The sequence below is a fragment of the Salinicola sp. MIT1003 genome (assembly GCF_001858555.1).
In the GTDB taxonomy this organism is placed as follows: Bacteria; Pseudomonadota; Gammaproteobacteria; order Pseudomonadales; family Halomonadaceae; genus Salinicola; species Salinicola salarius.
On the sequence record NZ_MCAP01000022.1, the window covers coordinates 65651 to 87007 of the forward strand.

Annotated in this window: 19 protein-coding genes and 1 pseudogene; 18 read left to right on the forward strand and 2 right to left on the reverse strand. The window is 53.9% G+C overall.

The window, feature by feature from the left end:
* Positions 1-78 precede the first annotated feature (78 nt).
* From BC443_RS10155 to BC443_RS10225, 17 genes and pseudogenes are all read left to right on the forward strand, one after another.
* Entirely contained in the window at positions 79-417 is a 339-nt protein-coding gene (locus BC443_RS10155; protein WP_071231721.1) for a type II toxin-antitoxin system RelE/ParE family toxin, read from the forward strand.
* Entirely contained in the window at positions 404-829 is a 426-nt protein-coding gene (locus BC443_RS10160; RefSeq protein WP_071231722.1) for a helix-turn-helix transcriptional regulator, read from the forward strand. The genes BC443_RS10155 and BC443_RS10160 overlap by 14 nt, the downstream gene beginning before the upstream one ends.
* Positions 804-1244 (forward strand): protein-export chaperone SecB, encoded by a 441-nt coding sequence (locus BC443_RS10165; RefSeq protein WP_071231723.1) that lies wholly within the window; start codon positions 804-806, stop codon positions 1242-1244. Before BC443_RS10160 ends, BC443_RS10165 begins: the two co-directional genes overlap by 26 nt.
* Before the next feature lie 99 nt (positions 1245-1343).
* The gene (gene hipB, locus BC443_RS10170) at positions 1344-1592 is read left to right on the forward strand and encodes a type II toxin-antitoxin system antitoxin HipB (RefSeq protein ID WP_071231724.1); all 249 of its coding nucleotides are present in this window, start codon (positions 1344-1346) and stop codon (positions 1590-1592) included.
* A gap of 68 nt (positions 1593-1660) precedes the next feature.
* Positions 1661-1990 carry a HipA domain-containing protein gene (locus tag BC443_RS10175; RefSeq protein WP_071231725.1) on the forward strand — a complete coding sequence of 110 codons (330 nt, stop codon included), beginning with the start codon at positions 1661-1663 and terminating at the stop codon, positions 1988-1990.
* Between the two features lie 133 nt (positions 1991-2123).
* Positions 2124-3020 (forward strand): dTDP-4-dehydrorhamnose reductase, encoded by an 897-nt coding sequence (gene rfbD / locus BC443_RS10180; protein ID WP_071231726.1) that lies wholly within the window; start codon positions 2124-2126, stop codon positions 3018-3020.
* Positions 3021-3181: 161 nt separating this feature from the next.
* On the forward strand, positions 3182-4807 hold the full coding sequence (locus BC443_RS10185) for a glycosyltransferase family 4 protein (protein ID WP_170835872.1): 1626 nt from the start codon (positions 3182-3184) through the stop codon (positions 4805-4807).
* 69 nt (positions 4808-4876) lie between these two features.
* On the forward strand, positions 4877-6292 hold the full coding sequence (locus BC443_RS10190) for a mannose-1-phosphate guanylyltransferase/mannose-6-phosphate isomerase (protein WP_083387342.1): 1416 nt from the start codon (positions 4877-4879) through the stop codon (positions 6290-6292).
* A 42-nt stretch (positions 6293-6334) separates the two neighbouring features.
* The gene (locus tag BC443_RS18600; protein ID WP_139284290.1) at positions 6335-9346 is read left to right on the forward strand and encodes a glycosyltransferase; all 3012 of its coding nucleotides are present in this window, start codon (positions 6335-6337) and stop codon (positions 9344-9346) included.
* A 32-nt stretch (positions 9347-9378) separates the two neighbouring features.
* Positions 9379-10353 (forward strand): polysaccharide pyruvyl transferase family protein, encoded by a 975-nt coding sequence (locus BC443_RS18220; protein ID WP_083387324.1) that lies wholly within the window; start codon positions 9379-9381, stop codon positions 10351-10353.
* Positions 10354-10384: 31 nt separating this feature from the next.
* A complete protein-coding gene (locus BC443_RS10195) occupies positions 10385-11197 on the forward strand; it encodes a hypothetical protein (RefSeq protein WP_071231729.1) in 813 nt (270 codons plus the stop codon).
* A 500-nt stretch (positions 11198-11697) separates the two neighbouring features.
* On the forward strand, positions 11698-13122 hold the full coding sequence (locus BC443_RS10200) for a phosphomannomutase (protein ID WP_071231730.1): 1425 nt from the start codon (positions 11698-11700) through the stop codon (positions 13120-13122).
* Between the two features lie 153 nt (positions 13123-13275).
* Positions 13276-14193: pseudogene (gene cysD, locus BC443_RS10205) on the forward strand (sulfate adenylyltransferase subunit CysD).
* A 156-nt stretch (positions 14194-14349) separates the two neighbouring features.
* Positions 14350-16263: a sulfate adenylyltransferase subunit CysN gene (gene cysN / locus BC443_RS10210; protein WP_071231732.1), complete on the forward strand. Its 1914-nt coding sequence runs from the start codon at positions 14350-14352 to the stop codon at positions 16261-16263.
* Positions 16264-16410: 147 nt separating this feature from the next.
* On the forward strand, positions 16411-16659 hold the full coding sequence (locus BC443_RS10215; RefSeq protein WP_071231733.1) for a hypothetical protein: 249 nt from the start codon (positions 16411-16413) through the stop codon (positions 16657-16659).
* 182 nt (positions 16660-16841) lie between these two features.
* Positions 16842-17960, forward strand: a complete 1119-nt coding sequence (locus tag BC443_RS10220) for an ISAs1 family transposase (protein ID WP_071231734.1) — start codon at positions 16842-16844, stop codon at positions 17958-17960.
* 109 nt (positions 17961-18069) lie between these two features.
* Entirely contained in the window at positions 18070-19164 is a 1095-nt protein-coding gene (locus BC443_RS10225; RefSeq protein ID WP_071231735.1) for a helix-turn-helix domain-containing protein, read from the forward strand.
* A 162-nt stretch (positions 19165-19326) separates the two neighbouring features.
* On the opposite strand, the gene BC443_RS10230 is transcribed toward BC443_RS10225, so the two are convergent.
* Positions 19327-19818 (reverse strand): RES family NAD+ phosphorylase, encoded by a 492-nt coding sequence (locus BC443_RS10230; protein WP_071231736.1) that lies wholly within the window; start codon positions 19816-19818, stop codon positions 19327-19329.
* The gene (locus BC443_RS10235) at positions 19818-20258 is read right to left on the reverse strand and encodes an antitoxin Xre/MbcA/ParS toxin-binding domain-containing protein (protein WP_071231737.1); all 441 of its coding nucleotides are present in this window, start codon (positions 20256-20258) and stop codon (positions 19818-19820) included. Before BC443_RS10235 ends, BC443_RS10230 begins: the two co-directional genes overlap by 1 nt.
* Before the next feature lie 357 nt (positions 20259-20615).
* Between BC443_RS10235 and rfbC the strand changes: the two genes are divergently transcribed.
* On the forward strand, positions 20616-21185 hold the full coding sequence (gene rfbC, locus BC443_RS10240) for a dTDP-4-dehydrorhamnose 3,5-epimerase (RefSeq protein WP_071231738.1): 570 nt from the start codon (positions 20616-20618) through the stop codon (positions 21183-21185).
* Positions 21186-21357: the final 172 nt, after the last annotated feature.

A 21357-nucleotide genomic window follows, 5' to 3' on the forward strand; every position in this document is an offset into this window, starting at 1 on the left:
ACAGTGCGCGTCCGCCGGTTGCCTTTCAGCGGCTCGTATACGCTGCTTGCCGTATGTGACAGCCAGGGAGAGCCTGAATTGTTGCGTTTCTTCGAAGGGCTGGGAGCCAACCTGGAAAAGAACGCTGACCATATGCTGCAACTGCTGGAGCGCGTTGCGGTGACAGGACCTCCAAGGAATACGGATGTCTCTCATCTCATTCAGGATGACATCTGGGAATTCATCAAAGGACGCTTACGGGTATTCTGGTTCTACGATGAAGGGCGTGTCGTAGTGTGTACGCACGGTATCGTCAAAAAGTCGCAGAAGACGCCCAAGCAAGCCATCGAGCATGCCAAACAGGCCAGAGAGGTCTACTTTGCGGCCAAGCGATGTGGTGCGCTGCGCATCGAGGAGGAAGACGATGACGAAAGGTAGCTTTAAATCATTGCTCAACAAGGCCAGGCAGCGTGACAGCTACTGGGCGGGCAAGGCAATCCACGAATTTACCGAAGACCTGTTCGTGCTGATGGAGGCACGCGGTGTCAGCAAAGCCGAGCTGGCCCGTCGCATGGGGAGCAGCCCCGCCTATGTGACCAAGGCACTGCGTGGCGACACCAACTTCACTATCGACTCCATGGTCAGGCTGGTTCGGGCGCTCGACGGTCAGCTGTCGATCCACGCCACACGCGAAGAGGACGACATCCGGTGGTTCGATGTGGTGGGAAAAGCCACTGCAAAACCCGTTCCTCGCGAAGATGAGTTCCAGCTTGTTTCCAAGCACACCATGACGAAACAGACACAATGGAAGGCTCAGGGAACCCATGATCGGCACACCGTTACAGCTTGAGCGCAGCTTCTTCGCCAAAGTACATATCGAAGCCAACCCCGACTATCTTCCCGGTCAGAGCGATGAGCAGCAGGGCGATATCGAGATCACCGTGAGCTTGAATGTTGGCCAGCATCAGCAAGACCCTAATCGCTACCAGGTACGTCTAAGCATCGACAAGCTTGAGGGCAATAAAACGCAACTTCCTTACATCATCAGTTTGCAAATCGTAGGGTTATTCCAAGTCGATGAAGCTTTCAAGGCGGATAACATTAAGCATCTGGTAGAGATCAACGGCGCCTCGATGCTCTATTCAGCGGCGCGGGAGCAGGTGCTCTCGATAACGGGAAGAGGCCCATGGGGGGCTTTTCAACTTCCTACTATCAACTTCCACAACCAAAACGGACCAGAAAGCGAATCATCTGAACCGTCCTGAACTGCGAACGGTTGGTCATGCTGAAAAATCCCCTATAGGGGATAAATGCATGGAATCCCCTGTGGATAAGCTGACTATTATCCGCCATAAGGGGTAGCAATGAAGATTACCTCGCCAGATATGTTAGCCAGGGCCTTGAAGGAAGCGCGTTCCCGCAATGGCCTGACCCAGAAGGACGTAGCCGCACAGGTCGGTATCAAGCAGGCCACGGTTTCCGCTTTCGAGAATCACCCGGAAAAAAGCCGAGTTGAAACGCTCTTCAAGCTGATGGCTGCCCTCGGGCTAGAGCTGCATGTAGCAGAGAGAGAAAGTGGGCAGAGCGAACAGTCGTGGGATCAAGAGTGGTAGCCAATGGCTAAACCTCACGTTGGTACTCAACGGTATCGAGTTAGGCCTACTGAGTCTCGATCGTTGCGGTGATTGACCAAGATAACTTCTTCAAGGCCCAGGTCATGTTCTGGCTGCTGGCCGCCATCGATGGGCATACCAAGAATTTAAGCGTGTTCATCGAGCCGCAAACGGCTTACCGAATGACACCGCTCTATGACGTCATTTCCGCCTACCCCCTCATGGCGAAAGGGAGCCTTCCCGAAGCCAGGGCCAGGATGGCGATGTCGCTGAAGCGGGGGCCGGCACTACCGCTGGTCGCGTATCTCTCCGCGTCACTTCTTCAGCACGGCTCAGCACGTGGGATTCTCTCGAGAGCGAACACTGGCAATCATGCAGCACATACTCGAACAGGCTGACGCCGCTATCGCCAGGGTGGAGGCGATGCTACCCGATGAGTTCCCCTTTCAGTCAGCATGCCCGTCATGGAAGGGCTGGGCCGGCAACTCAAGAGATTGGCGCAGGAAGCGGATCAGTGAACCAGAGATAGATATGAACATTATCGTAACTGGCATCACCGGCCAGGTGGGGTTCGAGCTGCAGCGCAGCCTTGCCCCGTTCGGCCGCGTACTCGCCCCCACACGCGAAGAACTCGACCTTACCACCCCCGCTGCCGTGGCCGACTACCTGAACGATCTGTCTCGGAGCGACCAGCGCCCCGCGCTGATCGTCAATGCCGCTGCCTACACCGCAGTGGACAAGGCCGAAAGCGAGCCCGAGCTGGCGCAACGGCTAAACGCCGAACTGCCCGAGCAACTGGCCCGCTACTGTGCCAAGCACGATGTGCCGCTGGTGCATTACTCATCGGATTACGTCTACCCCGGCCAGGGCGACACACCCTGGCAGGAAACCAGCCCCACCGGGCCGCTTTCCGTCTACGGGCAGACCAAGCTGGAAGGGGATAGCGCCATTGCCGAAAGCGGCGCCTATCACCTGATATTCCGTACCAGCTGGGTCTACAGCGCGCGCGGCCATAACTTCATGAAGACCATGCTGCGCCTGGGCCGCGAGCGCGATTCGCTGGCTGTCGTCAGCGACCAGATCGGCGCGCCCACCCCGGCGCGGCTGATCGCAGAAATCACCGCGCTGGCCGTGGCCCGGCTAACAACACAACCGCTGGATGCCGGCATCTACCACCTTGCCCCACGCGGCGAGACCAGCTGGCACGGCTTCGCCCAGGCGATATTCGAACAAGCCGCCCAACGCGGCGAACCACTGGCGATCCGGCCCGGTAACGTCCAGGCGATACCCACCGTGGATTACCCGACCCCGGCCCAGCGGCCGCTCAATTCCAGGCTGGATGTCTCCCGGCTCGAAAGCGCGCTGGCTATCCAGTTGCCGGATTGGCGCAGCCAGCTCGGGCTGACGCTCGATGAGCTGCTGGGTTGATTAGGCAGACAGCAACCGAACATCGGTGAAATCATCACATGCATGAAGCGGCTTCAGAACCAAGACTCCGGCTGGATCAGATCAGAAAAACGATATGGCTCACTCGGCCCGACCTACAGGCCTTGGTTGCTAGTAATCCTGATACCTTCGAGTGTTGGCTGGTGACCAGCGGTATCCACGAATATCGGGGCCTGGCGGAGTTGCACCCGAAAGTCCCTCAAGAGCTTCTAAATGAGTCCGCTCCTGAAGCGATCAATAAGGTATCTCCCACCCTGACGCGCTTCATGCAAGGCATCTGGTCGTTGCGTACAGATTTGCAGCAAGCATTTGATATTAAGACGCCAGTAGGTCAGCAGGCTTTCATTCGTTGGTATTTCGTTCACGGCGTCGTGGAGCTCGGGCTGGCATCTCTTCTGACCACGGCCCAATTGAAATGGTTGTTGAGTGCTGCGCCAGGCATGCCGAGAGTCCCTAACATTCTCGCGCTGATCTGGCAGGGTGATGGTGCGTTGCAACAGCGTTATCCCGATCCTGGGGCCGATGCACTACGGCAGTGGACGCGTGAGGAAGGACAGACGCAGTACCCGATCCTGCGTGAACTGCGTCGGTTGGCAGCGGGAAGTGCTCATGACACGCGCACCGCGAACGTTACCGCCTCGCATGCGTCTGGCGACTTGCCGTTCGGTCTCAACCTGATCGGTTACGCGCGCGGCCAGTTCGGCATCGGGGAAGACGTGCGCATGGCAGCAAGGGCCTGCGAGGCCGTCGGCATTCCTTTCTCCATCTATAACGTCGAGCCCGGCAGGGAAGTCTCGCAGAACGATAACAGCGCCGAGGCGCATGTCTCCGACCAGTTGCCTTATGCCATCAATCTCTTCTGCACCACTGGTATAGAAACCGCTCGGCTGGCCGCCTTGGAAGGCCGCAAGTTGTTCGGGGGACGCTACAACATCGGCTATTGGCCTTGGGAGCTGCCCCGCTGGCCGCAGGAGTGGCAGCACGCCTATGCCCTGGTCGATGAAATATGGGCCTCCAGCCGGTTTGCCTACCAAGCCTTTGCCGGTAGCTCGCCCGTGCCGGTACGCCACATGCCCATGGCGGTCACCGTTGATACCACGGCGCATAAGACACGCCAGGATTTCGGCCTGCCGGAAGAACGCTTTCTGTTCGTGTTTTCGTTCGACTTCCTTTCCAGCCTGGCGCGCAAGAATCCACAGGCCTGCGTCGAGGCCTTCAAGTGCGCGTTCCCCAAGGGGAGCGAGCCGGTGGGGCTGGTCGTCAAAGCCATGCGAGCTTCAGAGGACAATTCTCTCTGGCAACAGCTCCAGAAGGATGCCGCCGCGGACGGCCGAATATACATCATCAACGAGACCCTAAGCCGGGGAGAGGTGCTGGATCTCTACCGGGCCTGTGACGGCTTCATCTCTCTGCATCGTAGTGAGGGGTTCGGGCGGGGGATCGCCGAGGCCATGCTGCTAGGTAAGGTCGTCATTACCACTGGCTTTTCCGGCAATCTGGACTTCGCCACTCCCGGTACGGCGGCTCTTGTCGATCACTGCCTTACGGAAGTTCAGGAAGGCCAGTATCCCTTCGGGAAGGGGCAGCAGTGGGCCGAGCCTAGCATCGACCACGCCGCCTGGTGGATGCGGGAGTTGCTGCATGATTCCGCATTACGCAGCCGTCTGGCCCGTACGGGTCAACAACTCGTGGAAGCCACCTATTCACCCACGGTTGTAGGCTCGCTATACGCCCGACAGCTGGTACGACAAGTCAATTCAAAAAATTAAAGCATTAGGCAGTATCACCAACAGCCTGAAATCGTTAATAAGGGAATACTCTTGGAACACATCTCATCATTGCCATCGATTACGCCAGTAATTCTCTCCGGTGGCTCCGGTAGCCGTTTATGGCCCATGTCCCGCGCCGGTTACCCCAAGCAGTTTCTGTCACTCGCTGACGACGACAGCATGCTGCAAGCCACCGTTAAACGGGTAAGAGGCGAAGTCTTCTCGGCTCCTCTGTTGGTATGCAACGAAGAGCATCGCTTCATTGTGGCTGAACAGTTGCGCCACATTGGCTGCACAGCCAAGGATATTATTCTTGAACCGGTAGGGCGTAATACCGCCCCGGCTGTCGCGGTAGCAGCACTGCGCCTGGCGGAAGAAAACCCAGATGCCTTGATGCTGGTCATGCCGTCAGATCACGTCATTCAAGATGAAGCCGCCTTCACTGACGCCGTGAATCGCGCCGCCCAAGCGGCCAGCGATGGCGCGCTTGTGACGTTCGGCATCACCCCCAACGCCCCGGAAACCGGATACGGTTACATCAAATACGCCGAGCCATGGAAGGGACATGAAGGTGTACACAGCGTGGCCCAGTTTATTGAAAAACCCGAGCTAGCCACCGCACAAACCTATATAGAAGAGGGCCATTACCTTTGGAACAGTGGCATCTTCCTGTTTACCGCCAAAGCCTACCTGGACGAGTTAGAAGGCTCTAATCCCAACATGGTCAAAGCGGCCAAACACGCCTTGGCAGGCAGTGAAAAAGACCTCACTTTCTGCCGCCTGGAAATGGAAGCCTTCGCCGCCTCGCCCTCAGACTCCATCGATTACGCCGTGATGGAAAAAACCACCCACGCCGCCGTTGTACCGGTGGAAATGGGCTGGAGCGATTTAGGTGCCTGGTCAGCGCTGTGGGATATCCAGCCCAAGGATGAACATGGCAACGCCACCCATGGCGATGTACTACTTCACGACACCCGCAACAGCTACGTACATGCCGACCACAAACTGGTCACCGTAGCCGGGTTAGAAAACGTGATTGTGATCGCCACCGATGACGCCGTACTCGTCGCAGACCGCAATAACGCTCAAGACGTAAAACAGCTAGTTGAGCAGCTAAAATCACAAGGCCGCGGCGAACACAGCCTACACACCACCGTGCACCGCCCGTGGGGTTGCTATCAGGGGATCGACCTGGGTGAACGCTACCAGGTCAAGCGTATTACCGTTCAGCCTGGCGAAAAGCTATCGCTACAGATGCACTACCACCGCGCCGAACACTGGATTGTGGTAAGTGGCACGGCCAGAGTCACCATTGGGGAGAACGCCACGCTGCTGCGTGAAAATGAATCCACCTACATCCCCATGGGCGAAACCCACCGCCTGGAAAACCCCGGCAAAGTGCCACTTCACTTGATCGAAGTGCAATCAGGCAGCTACCTGGGTGAAGACGACATCGTGCGTTTCGAAGATGGCTATGGGCGTTAAAAATTAAAGAGTTTTAAACTCAAAGGTTAGAGAGGCTAAATAATGCAGCAAGTCAAAGCTGAAGAAAACGGAAATAATATTTTAAATAAAGTATATGGTCATGTTGATAGTATCCATGAAAATATAATAGAGGGTTGGGCTTATTCTCCATCATTTGTCAATAAGCGCTTAACAGTTAGGGCGGTTTTAAATGGCCAAGTTGTGGCAGAAACCATCGCAGACATCTATAGAGAAGATTTAAGAGCAAACAAAATTGGCGATGGGAATTATGCATACCGACTAGAAATTCCAAAAAATATTAACGCAGGAAAAATTAATGTTGTAGAAAAAGAAACCAGCCTTAATTTAATTGGCAGCCCTATAGATCTAAAGAAAGACACAACCAATTCAGGCAATAACCTAGACGCTGAAATAAATTATTCTTCTAAAACAATGCCTGACCCCTTATCAAAAGAAATCATAAAAGATTGTTATCACTATATTTTAGGGCGAAGCCCAGATCCAGAAGGGCTTTCATCCTATGCTTGCCAAATTAATAACGGCAAAGCAGTATTTGATTTAGCCGTTGAATTGTTTTTTTCTAGCGAAAATATTAGCCAGCGTAAAAGCTCGGCCGAGCTTGCAGAGAGCATTTTAAAGTTAGCTCTCAAATTAGGCCCGCTAAGCAGAAATTGGCGCGGACTTATTAACTATATTGCTAGCACGGGTGGATTACTTAAAGCTAGTGGAAAAAAGTTATCTGAAGTTGGTAATAAGCCAGGGAGCATTACGGGCTTTGCAAGCATACAGCAAGATGGCAGCTTATCAGGGTGGGCAGTTGATTTCGACTCACCCTACTCTCCAATGGAGATTGTAATACAAGCTGGCTCTACTATTGAGAGTTTAAAAACTTCAGGAGCCCCTAATGGAATAAAGTTTCGTACTGTTAGTAAAACTTTTGCTCTCATGTCAACTGATGTTAAAGTAACTGCAAACAAGGCAATTTTATCGCTATCAAAGGACAACCCTTCATTAACGGAGCTTTTAGTAGAAAAGCTAGAAAGAGACCGGCATTGGTTCTGGAACTGTTTAAACAATCATGACCCAGAGGCAACTTTAACTGAAGGTTCACCATTAAGCACGCACTTCAGATCAAAACATCCTTCTATCAGTGACTTTATGCTATATGTTGCTGCTCAGAAACTAGATTACGAAATTGACATAACATCATCAAGCTGTCGCTCTCGCCTTCTCGAGTGGTATGTAAACGACTTTCGAGAACAATGGGGATCTTCAAGCCCACTGCCTTTTTCAGAAAAATTAAGACAATATTTACAAAGCCCTGCTTTCGCAGAAGGTATTTCACCTATTTACATTTCACGGCTACTTTTTTTATTTTGGAAAAGGCATTTTAATGACAAACAAATGCTATTTGACAAAGATCAAAATCGCTGGTTGGTTTACAAGTTGTTTTCCTCTCCTAACGGAGGGCTTGCTTCCTTCATTAAAGTATGTGGTGAACAATTACTCATCCCTCTTCTCATACGCCACCCACAATCAAAAAATCTAATACTTCCATTAAATTGGTACTGGTACTATGGGCTTTCTGAGGAGTTTAAAACAAAAAATATCCAACAAGTAGATCCTCTTGATTATTTAAGCTCAGCCTTCCGGAAATTATTCTTTGCTTTAGCATCTGGCCAACACTTGAGCTTAATACCTAACGAGTGGTTTAAATTTTGGAGCTATGACGATGGCACTGGTTTGAGTCGTGCTGAGAGGCTATTGAAAAGATTGCTTTCGAATAGTTCAGATAGCGACCAAGAAACAGAAAAATGGCTCAACAGCTTCTTTTACGAGAAGTATCCACAATTTAAAATATTACGGACAAACAATTCAGAATTTCTAACACCACAAGCCGCTGTAAAAACCGCTCGTACGGCCATTGTTGAAAAGAAACAGGTAGGCGATTATTTTTACATTGTCGGTCATACATCGCAAACAGGCCTAGGAGCTAATCTTTGGATGTCAGTTGAAGCCTTAAAGAAAGCAGGTATTGAGCCTGTGATCGCTTCAGTCGACCAACAAACTATTGAATTAGACACAGTAATGATGAGCAAGGCTACTAAGCTCAACCAACCTGTTGTTTTATTTCATGTCAACGCTGACCGAGCTCCTATAGAACTATCTCGCCTCCCACCTACCTTACAAAAAGACGCCTACCGTATAGGTTTCTTTTTATGGGAAACTTCTATGCCTCCAGCCACGCATATGCTGGGCCTTGATTTGATGGATGAAATCTGGGTACCTACTGAATATTTAGCTGAGCTTTACAGAAAATATACTGATAAACCTGTATTCAATGTTCGAAAAGGACTAAAAGTACCTGATAAAATTACCTCTATTTCTCGTGAATCTCTCAACCTAAGTGAAGAAGAATTCATATTTCTTACAATTGGTGATTTCCACAGCTCTATACCAAGGAAAAACCCTCTTGGGGTAGTGCGTGCTTTTAAGAAAGCATTTCCAAACAATGAAAAAGTTAAATTACTGCTAAAAATTCGTAACATTGAGCACGAACATTGGTCCAACAAAGGTAACCATTGGGACAGGGTAGAAGAAGAAATTATGTCAGATCCTCGGATTACGGTATTTGATGGAGATCTTGAGTATTCTCAATATTGGGGCTTGATACAGGCTTGTGACTGCTTCATTTCAATGCATAAAGCTGAAGGGTTTGGCTATGGACTTGCCCATGCTATGTTAATGGAAAAGCCTGTTATTACTTCAGACTACTCAGGCTCACAGGATTTCTGTAATTCAAGCAACGCGTTCTTGATTCCTGTAACTGAAGTCGAAGTTGCCGAGCATGAAATGCCAGTTATGGTGAAAGGTGCACGCTGGGGCCAACCAGATTTAGAAGTTGCTGCTCAGCATATGCGGACTGTCGTGGAAAACCCAGAAAAAATAGAAGGTAAGATAAAGAGTGCAAGAAAAACTATTGAGAAGCACTATAGTATGGAGGCACACGCTGAGCGATATTACGATCAGCTTAAGAACAAAATTATTAATTAATTTAAATATTAATATTTCACCTAGAGAAGAAAATGTATACATCTGATAAGAGCTTGGGTTTAGTATATGCAGCGAGCACAAAAGAATCGCCTTATTCAAATTTTGGCGACGCTCTAAGCCCCATAATACTTCATTTATTAACAAAAAAAGAAATCAAACATCTCGACTTCAATTCAAAATGCGAAAGAATGGCTGGGGTAGGAACAATACTACACAACTTTAGCAACAGTAAAGTTCATGTTTGGGGTACTGGGCTTGATGTCACAAGAAACATAAAAAAACCCGGGAAAAAGTATTATGACCCCCAAGACTTAGATGTTGAATATATAGTACATGCTGTTCGTGGAAAGATAACCGAAGCAGTTTTGTCTAATTTTGGAGTGCCTGTAAAAGGCGTTTATGGTGACCCTGCTATTATATTAAGAAAGCTGCTTAAAAGCTTCGTCGGCAATAAAAAAAATGGAAAAATAGGAGTTATATGTCACCTCTCAGAGCTAGAAAAATATTCGCCAGAATCAACTACAAAAAAAGATTTAAAAAGATATTTTTCAAATAGCGGGAATGTTGAAATAATCAACCCTTTAACAAACCCAACACCATTATCTGTACTAAACAAAGTAAAAGAAATCGCCGGATATTCCTACATATTATCAGCCAGTTTACACGGCCTAATCATAGCTGAAATATTCAACACGCCTTGTTCATTGCTTTCAGGGAAAGTGAGTGCGCATGGAAGATATAGCATCTTTGATTACAATGAAAGCCTTGATCATAGGTTTAAAGATTTTTATTCTGGGGTTGGTGAATCTACAATGCTAGCTTATAGAGCACCTTATCAAGAGCAAATAAGCTACAATGAAGTCAAAGCGTTTTTAGATGCAAGCTGGAATCCGATTAAAGGTTTGGATAATATATCTGATAACTTAGTTAGTGCACTCCCTATAGAATGCCCAGGTTATGAGGATAATGTCTCGTTTTCAGGTGAATTAAATAATATTAAAGTGTAAAGAGCTTGTGCTAAGTAGGTAATAACTTAAAATGTACCAATTTGGTAGCTTTGGCCTTTCGATAAAACCAGGCGAACAGCCATATGCGATAGTGGTATGCGCTGGCATTGGGGATATGACAAGGCAGTACCCCGATTTTGAAATGCGTGATAGCTGCCAAGAGGCTTTTGGTCAGTCGGTGCATCAGCTTTTCGTACGCGATATATCCCGCGCTTGGTATCAACAGCCTCAGGGCTGGTATGCATTGCTTGAGGCATTGGGTACTTATTGCCTTGAGCATTCGATTGAGCATATGGCGGTCATGGGTTTGAGCATGGGTGGTTACGGTGCCTTAGAGCTTTCCCGCGCTCTTCCGTACGCTGTCACTGCTTCGTTGAAAACCTTTAACGTGGTCGCCCTTTCTACCCGTACACGGCTTCTGCCTATCCCTGCGTTCGATTTTCGTAACACTGAATTGTTAAGGCAAATACCGACGTTACGCCAGCCCCCGCTCTGGCAATCTCTGCATTCGGATGCTAACTACACGCTCGCTTTTGCTATTGATGAGCTGGAAGATACTTTGCACGCTTGGCATGTGGTTAGGCGTCAAGATATTCAAGTGCTTGCCGCCACAGGAAGCCACAATATCGCGCATCAACTACGTGTAGAGGGTAAGTTAACCCTCTTCTTGCAGCAGTTGTTCTCGCCTTCGGTGGGGGCACGCTTAGTGGATGAGGTTGGCTTTTTCCCACCAAAGCCAGCGCATTTTGCGTTAGCTATCGCTCGAAATGATGGCTACCCCGTGGCACAGCAGGAGTATATCGCCACTTCGCTTACCCACTCTGAACGGCCAGACGGTTTTTAATCCTCTAGGGCATCGAGTGCGGTGGCATTGCCCTTTGGATGGTGCCATCGTACTGCGCGTGTCATTGCGAACGCAGTGACGCTACCTGGTTTGGGTGCTGACCTGCTACGGGGATTTTTCCCCACCATCAACTAGTGTCCGACCAAACCATGGTCTGCCGCCTGAAAACTGACCGAACTCAAATGATCGCTGGATAAAACTTCGGGGGCGGGTCAAGTGTTCTTAAGGAGCAGAAAGTGACTTTGTCAAGCGCAAGGGTTACTAGGGTTGTTAACTTGGCGGCAAAGGAGCGCCTGTAAATTAATATTGGAGAGTTATTGTTCACATAGGCCCACGCGAGGATTGAGATTTTATATCCTGACATGAGCATAAGTAAAAATGGTATGGAAATAGCAATGCATCCTATTGGCGTAAGGCATCTAGTTAGGTCTTTTCCAATTAAAGATTTCTTGAAAAGAATTTATCATACTATTTTACAAAGTATGTAGGCCAAGGCTGTTATGTATATTTATTCAGTTTTTCAGCAGTCCAATATAACGTTCGGCACCAGCGGTGCCCGCGGCCTCGTGGAGCAGTTCACCGATGAGGTCTGTGCGGCATTTACCGGCGCGTTTCTCACAGTCATGCGTGAGCAAAGCAGCGTAGCCAGGGTGGCGATCGGCATGGATCGCCGCCCCAGCAGCCCGAACATGGCTGCGGCATGTACGGCGGCTGCCAAGGCCATGGGGGTAGAGGTAGTCGACTATGGCGTTTTGCCTACGCCGGCGCTGGCGCTGCAGGCCATGGCCGATGGTGTGCCGGCCATCATGATCACCGGCAGCCATATCCCCTTCGATCGCAACGGCATCAAGTTTTATCGACCGGAAGGGGAGATCACCAAGGCCGACGAGCAGGCGATCATGCGCGTGGCGGCCGAGTTGCCCGCGCTGGGCGCCATCGAGCGCGAGCCGGTGAGCGATGCGGCGGTTCGGCGCTATCTGGCGCGCTATGCCGAATGGTTCACGGGTCGGCCGCTGGCTGGCAAGCGCGTAGGTGTTTACCAGCACTCGGCGGCGGGGCGCGACCTCAACGTGCAGGTACTCGAGGCGCTGGGCGCCGAGGCGGTGCCGCTGGGTCGTAGCGAAGACTTCGTGCCGGTGGATACCGAGGCGGTCAGCGACGAGGATCGCGCCTTGGCCCGCACCTGGGCGACCGAGCACCGGCTGGATGCGCTGCTCACCACGGATGGCGACGGCGACCGCCCGCTGCTGGCCGATGAACGCGGTGAGTGGCTGCGTGGAGATATCGTCGGGCTGCTATGTGCCCGCGAACTGGGCGTCCAGGCCCTGGCCGTACCGGTTAGCTGCAATACGGCCATCGAGGCCTGCGGGGCGTTCGATTCTGTCATGCGCACCCGCATCGGTTCGCCTTATGTATTGGCAGGCATGCAAGAGCTGACTGAGAAATATGCCCACGTGGCAGGCTTCGAGGCCAACGGGGGGTTCCTGTTGGGCTGTGCCATCGAGGATGGCGATCGGCGCCTGGAAGCACTGCCCACCCGCGATGCGCTGCTGCCAGCGCTGACCTTGATCGTGGCTGCCGCTCGTCGGGGTCAGCCGCTCTCGTCGCTGGTGGCGGGCCTGCCAGCGCGCTATACCGCTAGTGATCGTCTCAAGAACTTCCCTACCGAGCGCAGCCAGGCACTGCTGGCCGAGTGGCGTGAGGATCTGCCCACCATGCAACAGGTGCTGAACCTTGAGCGGAACATCGTGCAGGTGAATACCACAGACGGCTTGCGCGTTACCCTGGAAGACGGCGACATCGTCCATCTGCGCCCCTCCGGCAATGCGCCGGAACTGCGTTGTTACGCCGAGTCATCCAGTACCGCCAAGGCTGAAAAGCGGGTAAACCATGTACTGGATACGCTTCGCGGGATAGTGCTCTAACTGCTGGCTTGCCGGAACAATATCCGCAAAAAGAAGCTTGTTCCGGCAATTTCATCGTACTTTGCGCGAGATACCCCGTACGTTGAGTGCGGGGCGTGCCTTTTTTGAACGTGCCCTCCGATGCATTGCCGGCCCAGCGATTAGCCAGAAAGGATATCTAAAACATGATATCACTCATCCACCCACCTCCAACGACTGGAGGCTGAAAGCATCCGCATCATGCGCGAGGTGGCGGCGCAGTTCCGCAACCCCGTCATGCTGTATTCCATCGGCAAGGACAGCAGTGTGATGTTGCACTTGGCGATGAAGGCGTTTGCGCCCTCCAAGCCGCCGTTCCCCTTGCTGCACGTGGATACCACCTGGAAGTTCCGCGAGATGATCGAGTTCCGCGACCGTCGGGCGCGGGAGTTGGGGCTGGAGCTCAAGGTGCATATCAACCAGGAGGGCGTCGAGCAGGGCGTGGGGCCGTTTACCCACGGCTCGGCAGTACACACCGATGTGATGAAGACCCAGTCGCTCAAGCAGGCGTTGAATGAATTCGGCTTCGATGCGGCTTTCGGCGGTGCCCGGCGCGATGAGGAAAAGAGCCGCGCCAAGGAGCGGGTGTTCTCGTTTCGCACGCCGACCCACCGCTGGGACCCCAAGGATCAACGCCCGGAGCTGTGGCAGCACTATAACGGCCGCATTCACAAGGGCGAGAGCATTCGGGTGTTTCCGCTCTCCAACTGGACCGAGCTGGATATCTGGCAATACATCTATCAGGAGAATATTCCGGTCGTGCCGCTCTACCTCGCCAAGCCCCGGCCGGTGGTGTGGCGCGATGGCGCGTGGATCATGGTCGATGACGAGCGCATGCCGCTCGCGCCCGATGAAACCCCGCAGATGAAGTCGGTGCGCTTCCGTACGCTGGGCTGTTACCCCCTCACCGGCGCTGTCGAAAGCCACGCCGATACGCTGCCGGCGATCATTCAGGAAATGCTGCTCGCCCGTACCAGCGAGCGCCAGGGCCGTGTGATCGATCAGGACGGCGGCGCCAGCATGGAAGCCAAGAAGCAGGAAGGCTACTTCTAGCGTCAGACAGGCGCCACGGACTGAAGGGAAGGTGAGGCGCTGTTGCCAACCTGCGCGGATGGAGCGACGAACTCACCGACGAATGATATCGGCTGTGAAGTGAACGGTTATGGCTGTTGCTTCACACGACCAGCGAACAAGGGCAAGGGGTTCATCATGGCAAAGGCATCCGACATGATCGCCGGGGATATTGAAGGTTGCTTGAAAGCGCATGAGCGCAAGGACCTGCTGCGTTTTATTACCTGCGGCAGCGTGGATGATGGCAAGTCCACGCTGATTGGCCGGCTGCTCTTCGATAGCCAGCTGATTTTCGAGGATCAACTGGCCAGCCTGACTGCGGACTCGGGGCGTTATGGCACGACCGGCGAAGGCGAGCTGGATATGGCGCTGCTGGTGGATGGCCTGGCGGCGGAACGTGAGCAAGGCATTACCATCGATGTCGCGTACCGCTTTTTTACCACCGACAAACGCAAGTTTATAGTTGCCGATACGCCGGGGCACGAGCAGTACACTCGCAACATGGCGACGGGCGCTTCGACCGCCGATCTGGCTGTGTTGCTGGTTGATGCGCGCCACGGCGTACAGACACAGACTCGCCGCCATAGCTTCATCGCTTCGCTGATGGGCATTCGCCATGTGGTACTGGCAATCAACAAGATGGACCTGGTGGATTGGGATGAGTCGGCTTTCACGGCTATCCGTGAGGAATATCGGGCGTGCGCCGAGCGCCTGGGGATCGAGCAAGTCACATGCATCCCGCTCAGCGCCTTGACCGGCGATAACGTCACCCGGCCTTCGGAGATGATGCCTTGGTACAACGGGCCAACGCTGCTCGCTCACCTGGAGACGGTGGATGTTAGCCATGACGAGTCTGCCCGGCCTTTCCGCCTGCCGGTGCAGTGGGTGAACCGTCCGCATTTGGATTTCAGAGGATTTTCCGGCCCGATCGTCAGCGGCACGCTGCGCCCGGGCGACGAGGTGGTGGTGCTGCCTTCGGCCAAGACGTCTCGCGTGGCGCGTATCGTCACTTATGAAACCGGTCCGTCCGATACGCTGGAAGAAGCCGTTGCCGGTCAGGCGGTGACGGTCGTGCTGGAAGATGAGCTGGATGTCTCGCGTGGGGATGTGCTCGTCGCACCGCAAGATCGCCCCGAGGTGGCGGATCAGTTTGCGGCCCATGTGGTGTGGATGAGCGAGCAACCGCTCTTTCCGGGGCGCTCCTATCTGCTCGAGATTGGCACGGTGCGCTGCGGTGCTCAGGTTACCGAGCTCAAGCATGTGGTCAACGTCAACACGCTGGAGCACATGGCGGCGAAGCACCTCGACCTTAACGACGTGGCGTTCTGCAATCTTTCCCTGGACCGCGCGGTGCCGTTCGACGCCTATGCCGACAATCCGGAGATGGGCAGCTTCATCCTGATCGATCGCATGACCAATGCCACGGTGGCCTGCGGCATGGTGGCGTTCGGGCTGCGTCGTGCGTCCAATGTTCATCGCCAGGCAATGAAGGTGGATAAGGCGGTTCGTGCCAGCGCGAACAGCCAGACGCCTTGCGTGCTGTGGTTCACCGGGCTCTCTGGTGCGGGTAAGTCCACCGTGGCCGACCGGGTCGAACAGCGCTTGCAGGCGCTGGGCAAGCGCACCATGACGCTGGACGGCGACAACGTGCGCCACGGCCTCAACCGCGACCTGGGTTTCACCGACGAGGACCGTGTCGAGAATATCCGCCGCGTGGGGGAGGTCAGTAAGCTGATGGTCGAGGCGGGCCTGATCACGTTGGTCAGCTTCATCTCGCCGTTTCGCAGCGAACGCCAGATGGCGAGAGAACTGCTGGACGAGGGCGAGTTCTTCGAGATCTTCGTCGATGCCCCACTGGCTACCTGCGAATCCCGCGATCCCAAGGGACTCTACAAGAAGGCCCGCGCCGGCAAGCTGCCCAACTTCACCGGCATCGGCAGCCCCTACGAGCCGCCGGAAAACCCCGAACTGCGCCTGCCCGCCGGCGAGGCGGAACCGGATGCCTTGGCCGACAGCGTGATCGAGCTGCTGCGCGAGCGGGGCGTGATTTGAGGGGGGTTGTGTCAGGCATGAGTTGCTTCCAGCTTGGGCCCTTATGTCAGATCACCTGCAGCCTAGAGCTCAGGTGCATTGAGGGCGAACGAAAGGGTACCCAAGTGTTGTAGAATACAAGAACACCGTCGGGAAGGGAGCGTGGCCATGAAAGATCGCATTTTGAAAGTACGCAAGCACCGGAGGCAGGACCCCCTGGATGATAATCGTACCTTGATGCGTTTTGCTCAGGACGCCTCGCGGACAGCCATCAAGCAGCACCTTGAGAAAGGTGTAGCGGTTGTGTATGAGCGAAACGGCTATCTGGTACGTGAATCACCCGACCATGAAGTAACGGTGATACGCCAGATGAACAAGAAATCGTTCGATTTGAGAAGTTATTTGTGTCAAGGCTGAGGTTGATTGCCGGTCCCAATGGGTCGGGTAAGACCACGCTTACCCAGGCGTTGATTCATCGTAACATTCCGCTGGGTCAATACAGGGAAAACGCATGAAAAACCGCTCTACGACGGGCTTCGTAGCGATTTACCAGTAGGAGTTAATGTGGTCATCTATCGGTTTTTGATCTGGATGACCCGATGTTGACACCGTCTCTTATGCATCATTTATCGATCGTTCCCGACTTCCGCCAGGCCTGGAAAGTGCAGCATCAGCTGTCGGATATCCTGTTCCTGACCGTCTGTGCGGTGATTTGTGGTGCCGAGGGCTGGGACGAGATCGAGGACTTTGGCCACGCCAAGCTGGGTTTTCTCCGCCAGTACGGCGATTTTGAAGCTGGCGTACCCAGCCACGACACATTAGCGCGCGTGATGGCCCTGGTGAATGCTGAGCAGCTGCAGACAGCGTTTGCCGAGTGGATGAAGTCATGCCATGACGTCACCGATGGAGCTGTTGTCGCTATTGATGGCAAGACGCTGCGCGGTTCGTACTGCCGGGGCAAGGGCAAAGGTGCCATACATATGGTGAGCGCCTTTAGTGCGGCCAATGGCGTGGTACTTGGCCAGGTAAAAACAGCGCAGAAATCCAACGAGATAACAGCGATTCCGGAGCTGCTCAAGCTACTGAACCTGCAGGGGTGCCTGGTGACGATCGATGCCATGGGTTGCCAGAAAAAGATCGCGGCACAGGTAGTACAGCAGGGGGCGGACTACCTGCTTTCAGTCAAGGAAAACCAGCCGGCATTAGCCGATGCTTTCGAGGCAGCATTCCCCATGGCAAAAGTCGCGAGCTTCGAGGGTGATTCCTATGTAACGGATGAAAAGAGCCGCGGCCGGCAGGAGACACGCTATCATGTAGTCAGTGACTTTACGCCGGAATTTCAGGAGCTTAGCTATGAGTGGCCCGGGTTGAAAACTGTCGGCGTGGTGATGTCGTTTCGCCAGGAAGGCGACGAAGCCCCCGTAGTGCCGATGATCCGCTATTACATCAGCTCGGCGGATCTCAGTGCTAAAAAACTGGCAGAAGCGGCCCGCCAGCATTGGTTCGTCGAGAACAAGCTGCACTGGTCACTGGACGTGGCGCTTCGCGAAGATGCCTGCAAAATCCACCGTGGTCAGGCCGCTGAAAACCTCGCCAGGGTCCGCCATATCGCTCTGAATTACCTGAAAGGGGAGACAAGTTTCAAGGGCGGAATCCGGCGGAAGCAGAAGAAAGCCGCGCTGGATGAGACCTATCTGGCCGACATTCTCGCGGTATAGAAGTTTTCATGCGTTTTCCCTGGCGGTTCGTCCGCTTCAGAGCCGAGATCAACAAGCAGGTTTACTTTTGGGGTAAAATTACCTGAGAAGTAAACCGGAGGGCACCGCCATGTTGGGGCAACGTATTCGCCAAGCGCGCCTTGCCGCTGGCCTGACGCTTGAGGCGTTGGGCCAGCAGCTGGGCGTGACCAAGGCAGCGATCCAGAAGTACGAGAAGGGGGCCGTAACGCCTGACTCTTCGAAACTTCTCAAGATCGCCAGGGCGTGCGGGGTTCGCACGGAGTATTTTTTCCGCCGGCAGACGGTGCAGTTGGCCAATATCGAATTTCGCAAGGTCGAGTTGCATAAAAACCGGGCTTTTGGCATGAAGCGGGCGGAAGCCGTTCAGATCCGGGTGGCGGAGAGTGTCGAGAAGCGTATCGAACTGCTGAACGCCTTTCCCGAGTCGCCCACTTCACGGTTTGCGGTGCCGGAGGGCGTACCGGCGCGAATTGCCGAGTTTGAGTCGATCGAGGCCCTGGCTGATGAGATGCGCCATGCGTGGTCGTTAGGCCTCAACCCGATTGGGGATCTGACCGGCACGCTCGAAATGCTGGGCATATTGGTTCTATCGGTCGATGTGGAACATCCGGCGTTTTCTGGCATGACGGCTACGGCAGTTACCGCAGACGGCCGGCAATATCCGGTGATTGCGGTATCGTCCTGCTGGCCGGGGGATCGCCAGCGCTTCACGCTCGCCCACGAGCTGGCTCATGTGCTGATGGCGGGCCGTGTGGCGGAGCCGCTTGACGAGGAGAAAGCCTGCGACCGCTTTGCCGGGGCCTTTCTGGCGCCCCAAACCGCCGTTATCCACGAACTCGGTAAGCAGCGCCACCGCCTGGAGCCGCGTGAGCTCTATCGGCTGAAGCATGAATATGGCCTTTCCATGCGAGGGTGGGGAGTCCGCGCCGTGCAGTGCGGTGTTATCCCGCATGATCGTTACCAGTCGCTGATGAAGCTGTTCTCCTCCAAGGGATGGAATCGGAGCGAGCCGGGCGAGCCATTGCCAACCGAATCTCCGCAACTGTTTGAACAGCTGGTATATCGCGCCCTGGCGGAGCAACTGATTTCTGAGGCCAAAGCGGCTGAGTTGCTCGGCATCCCACGTATGCAGTTCTACCGTGAACGCTGGATGGAGCCGCTGGATGCTGCTGCTAATCAGTGACGCCAATATCGTCGCCACACCGATTACGATCTCAAAACCAACCCAAGGCAGAAACTCATCCGCTCTTCTGTTTTGTAACAAGGAAAATAGGCGCTGTTTGGATACAGCGGAAGACAATCGTTCTGCTTGCGACCGACAACAATAAGCCAGCCCCCTCACTGGCTATTCTTCACCCTTCGAAAACATCCGCTCGTTATAAATGACTCCGGTTATCTCAACGAGCTGCAGTTTTCTGATATCAGGGTGCCCAGGGTTGACTACAATCAAGCCTTCACCAGGAGTGACCATCGGAACCGTGCAGCTCGGAACCAACAGGCCCACGGCACTGTTGGAGTCCAACCATTCGGTTCCCAGCCGCTGGGTCGATTCTGGGTGCGGGAACTCGGCCCAGTTCTCGGGTAGGTCTGTTTCAGCCAGCTCATCGATCTGGACCTCTTCTGTAAACTCAAAGGCCCCAATGCGGTAGCTGGCTGGTACGTGTCTCGGAGAAACCAGGTAATTAGCCATCTCGAGCAGGGCGATGGCGGGCGAGGTGGCATAGTAGATGACAGGAGATTCGGGCAGGTTCCAGCGTGCACCGTCCGTGTAGCTTGCACCGAGTCCATTGAACCTGCCCAAGTACTTCTCAGGGCCAACACGGTACAGTCTTCTCATCAGGAAAATTCACCGTGCTCGATTTTACGCAGGATTGAGCGCACCAGTGAACGCCCCTCAGAGGTGTCGAACATATCGATGGGCTTGCTACCGGACAGCGCGTTGATGGGCGTGCCCAGCCAATCTCGTGCCACTTCCACATTACCGAACACGTTTACAGCCTCTCGATAGACCCGCAACGTATCCAGTACCTCTTCGCTATCTTTACGATGCAGTCGCCTTCTGTAGTATTTACTCAGATTGCTGGAATCGACATCGAGCAAGCGTAGAAACACGTCTCGATTAACGCCCATGGCGATCATCGCTTCCTTGATCACGGATCCTTGGATGCCATGCCTGACAACCTTGATGTACTCACGTTGATCATGAAAGACCGACTCGGGAATATTGACTCCTTTTAGAGCCATCACGCCTCTTCTTTCAGCGAGATTCTTTTCCATAGCTGCCTCCTGGGGCTTCTGCTAACAGTGTACGTAGTTTATACGCGAGTGTCGCGTAAATTAGACTAATCGAAGGCAGGCAAGAAGGCCGGCAAAGACGTGAAGCGGGCGGAGGCCATTCAGATCCCGGGGGCGGCAAATGCTACACTGCGTCGTTTTTCCGATGCGCCATGAGAACTGGCATGATCAATGCGTACTCACCGGAAGCGCTGCCAGACGAACTCTCCGTCCTGTCACGCTTGGCGGATATGATGCGTCGCGCCCCGGATTCAGTTGGCAACGCTTGGCGCTGTGAGACCCCTCTGTTGGCGTAGCCGTGTCGGGAGTTGCTCATGCCCATCGAGGACTTTATTTCCTATGGATTTATCCATCGAGCCGCTGGCCATCCCCGAGGTCAAGCTAATCACCCCCGCTCGTCACGGTGACGAACGGGGCTTCTTCTCCGAGACCTACAGCCAGCCGCGCTTTCTTGAGGCGGGTATCGATCTCGAGTTCGTGCAGGACAACCACGCCTTTTCTGCCGAGGCTGGCACGCTGCGTGGGCTGCATTTCCAGATACCGCCATACGCTCAAGCCAAGTTGGTACGCGTGGTGCGCGGCGCCATTCTGGATGTGGCGGTGGATCTGCGTCACGGGTCGCCGACCTTCGGCCAGCATGTCTCGGCGGTGATCTCGGCCGATCGCTTCAATCAGATACTGGTGCCGGCCGGCTTCGCCCATGGTCTGGTGACGCTGGAGCCGAATACCGAGGTGCTCTACAAGGTTTCCTGCGCGTATTCGCCGGCGCATGACAAGGGGCTTCTCTGGAATGACCCGGCGCTGGCGATCGGCTGGCAGGTCGAGCAGCCGTTGTTATCGCCGAAGGACCGCGCCCAGCCGTGCCTGAGCGAACTGCCGGTGTATTTCAGTTATGAGGCAAGTCGATAATGCCGTTTGCGACAGCGCCGTATCGGTAAGAGCGGATCGGCGCGCAAGGTGGCAAGTCGCAAGCGTAATGCTCGGTTATGTTTTGTGGGTTTTTGCTAACACCTGACGTTTTTTCCAGGTTGAACCACTAGCTTCCATGAGGTCGGTTCAACAATGAAGAAAAATGGAGACT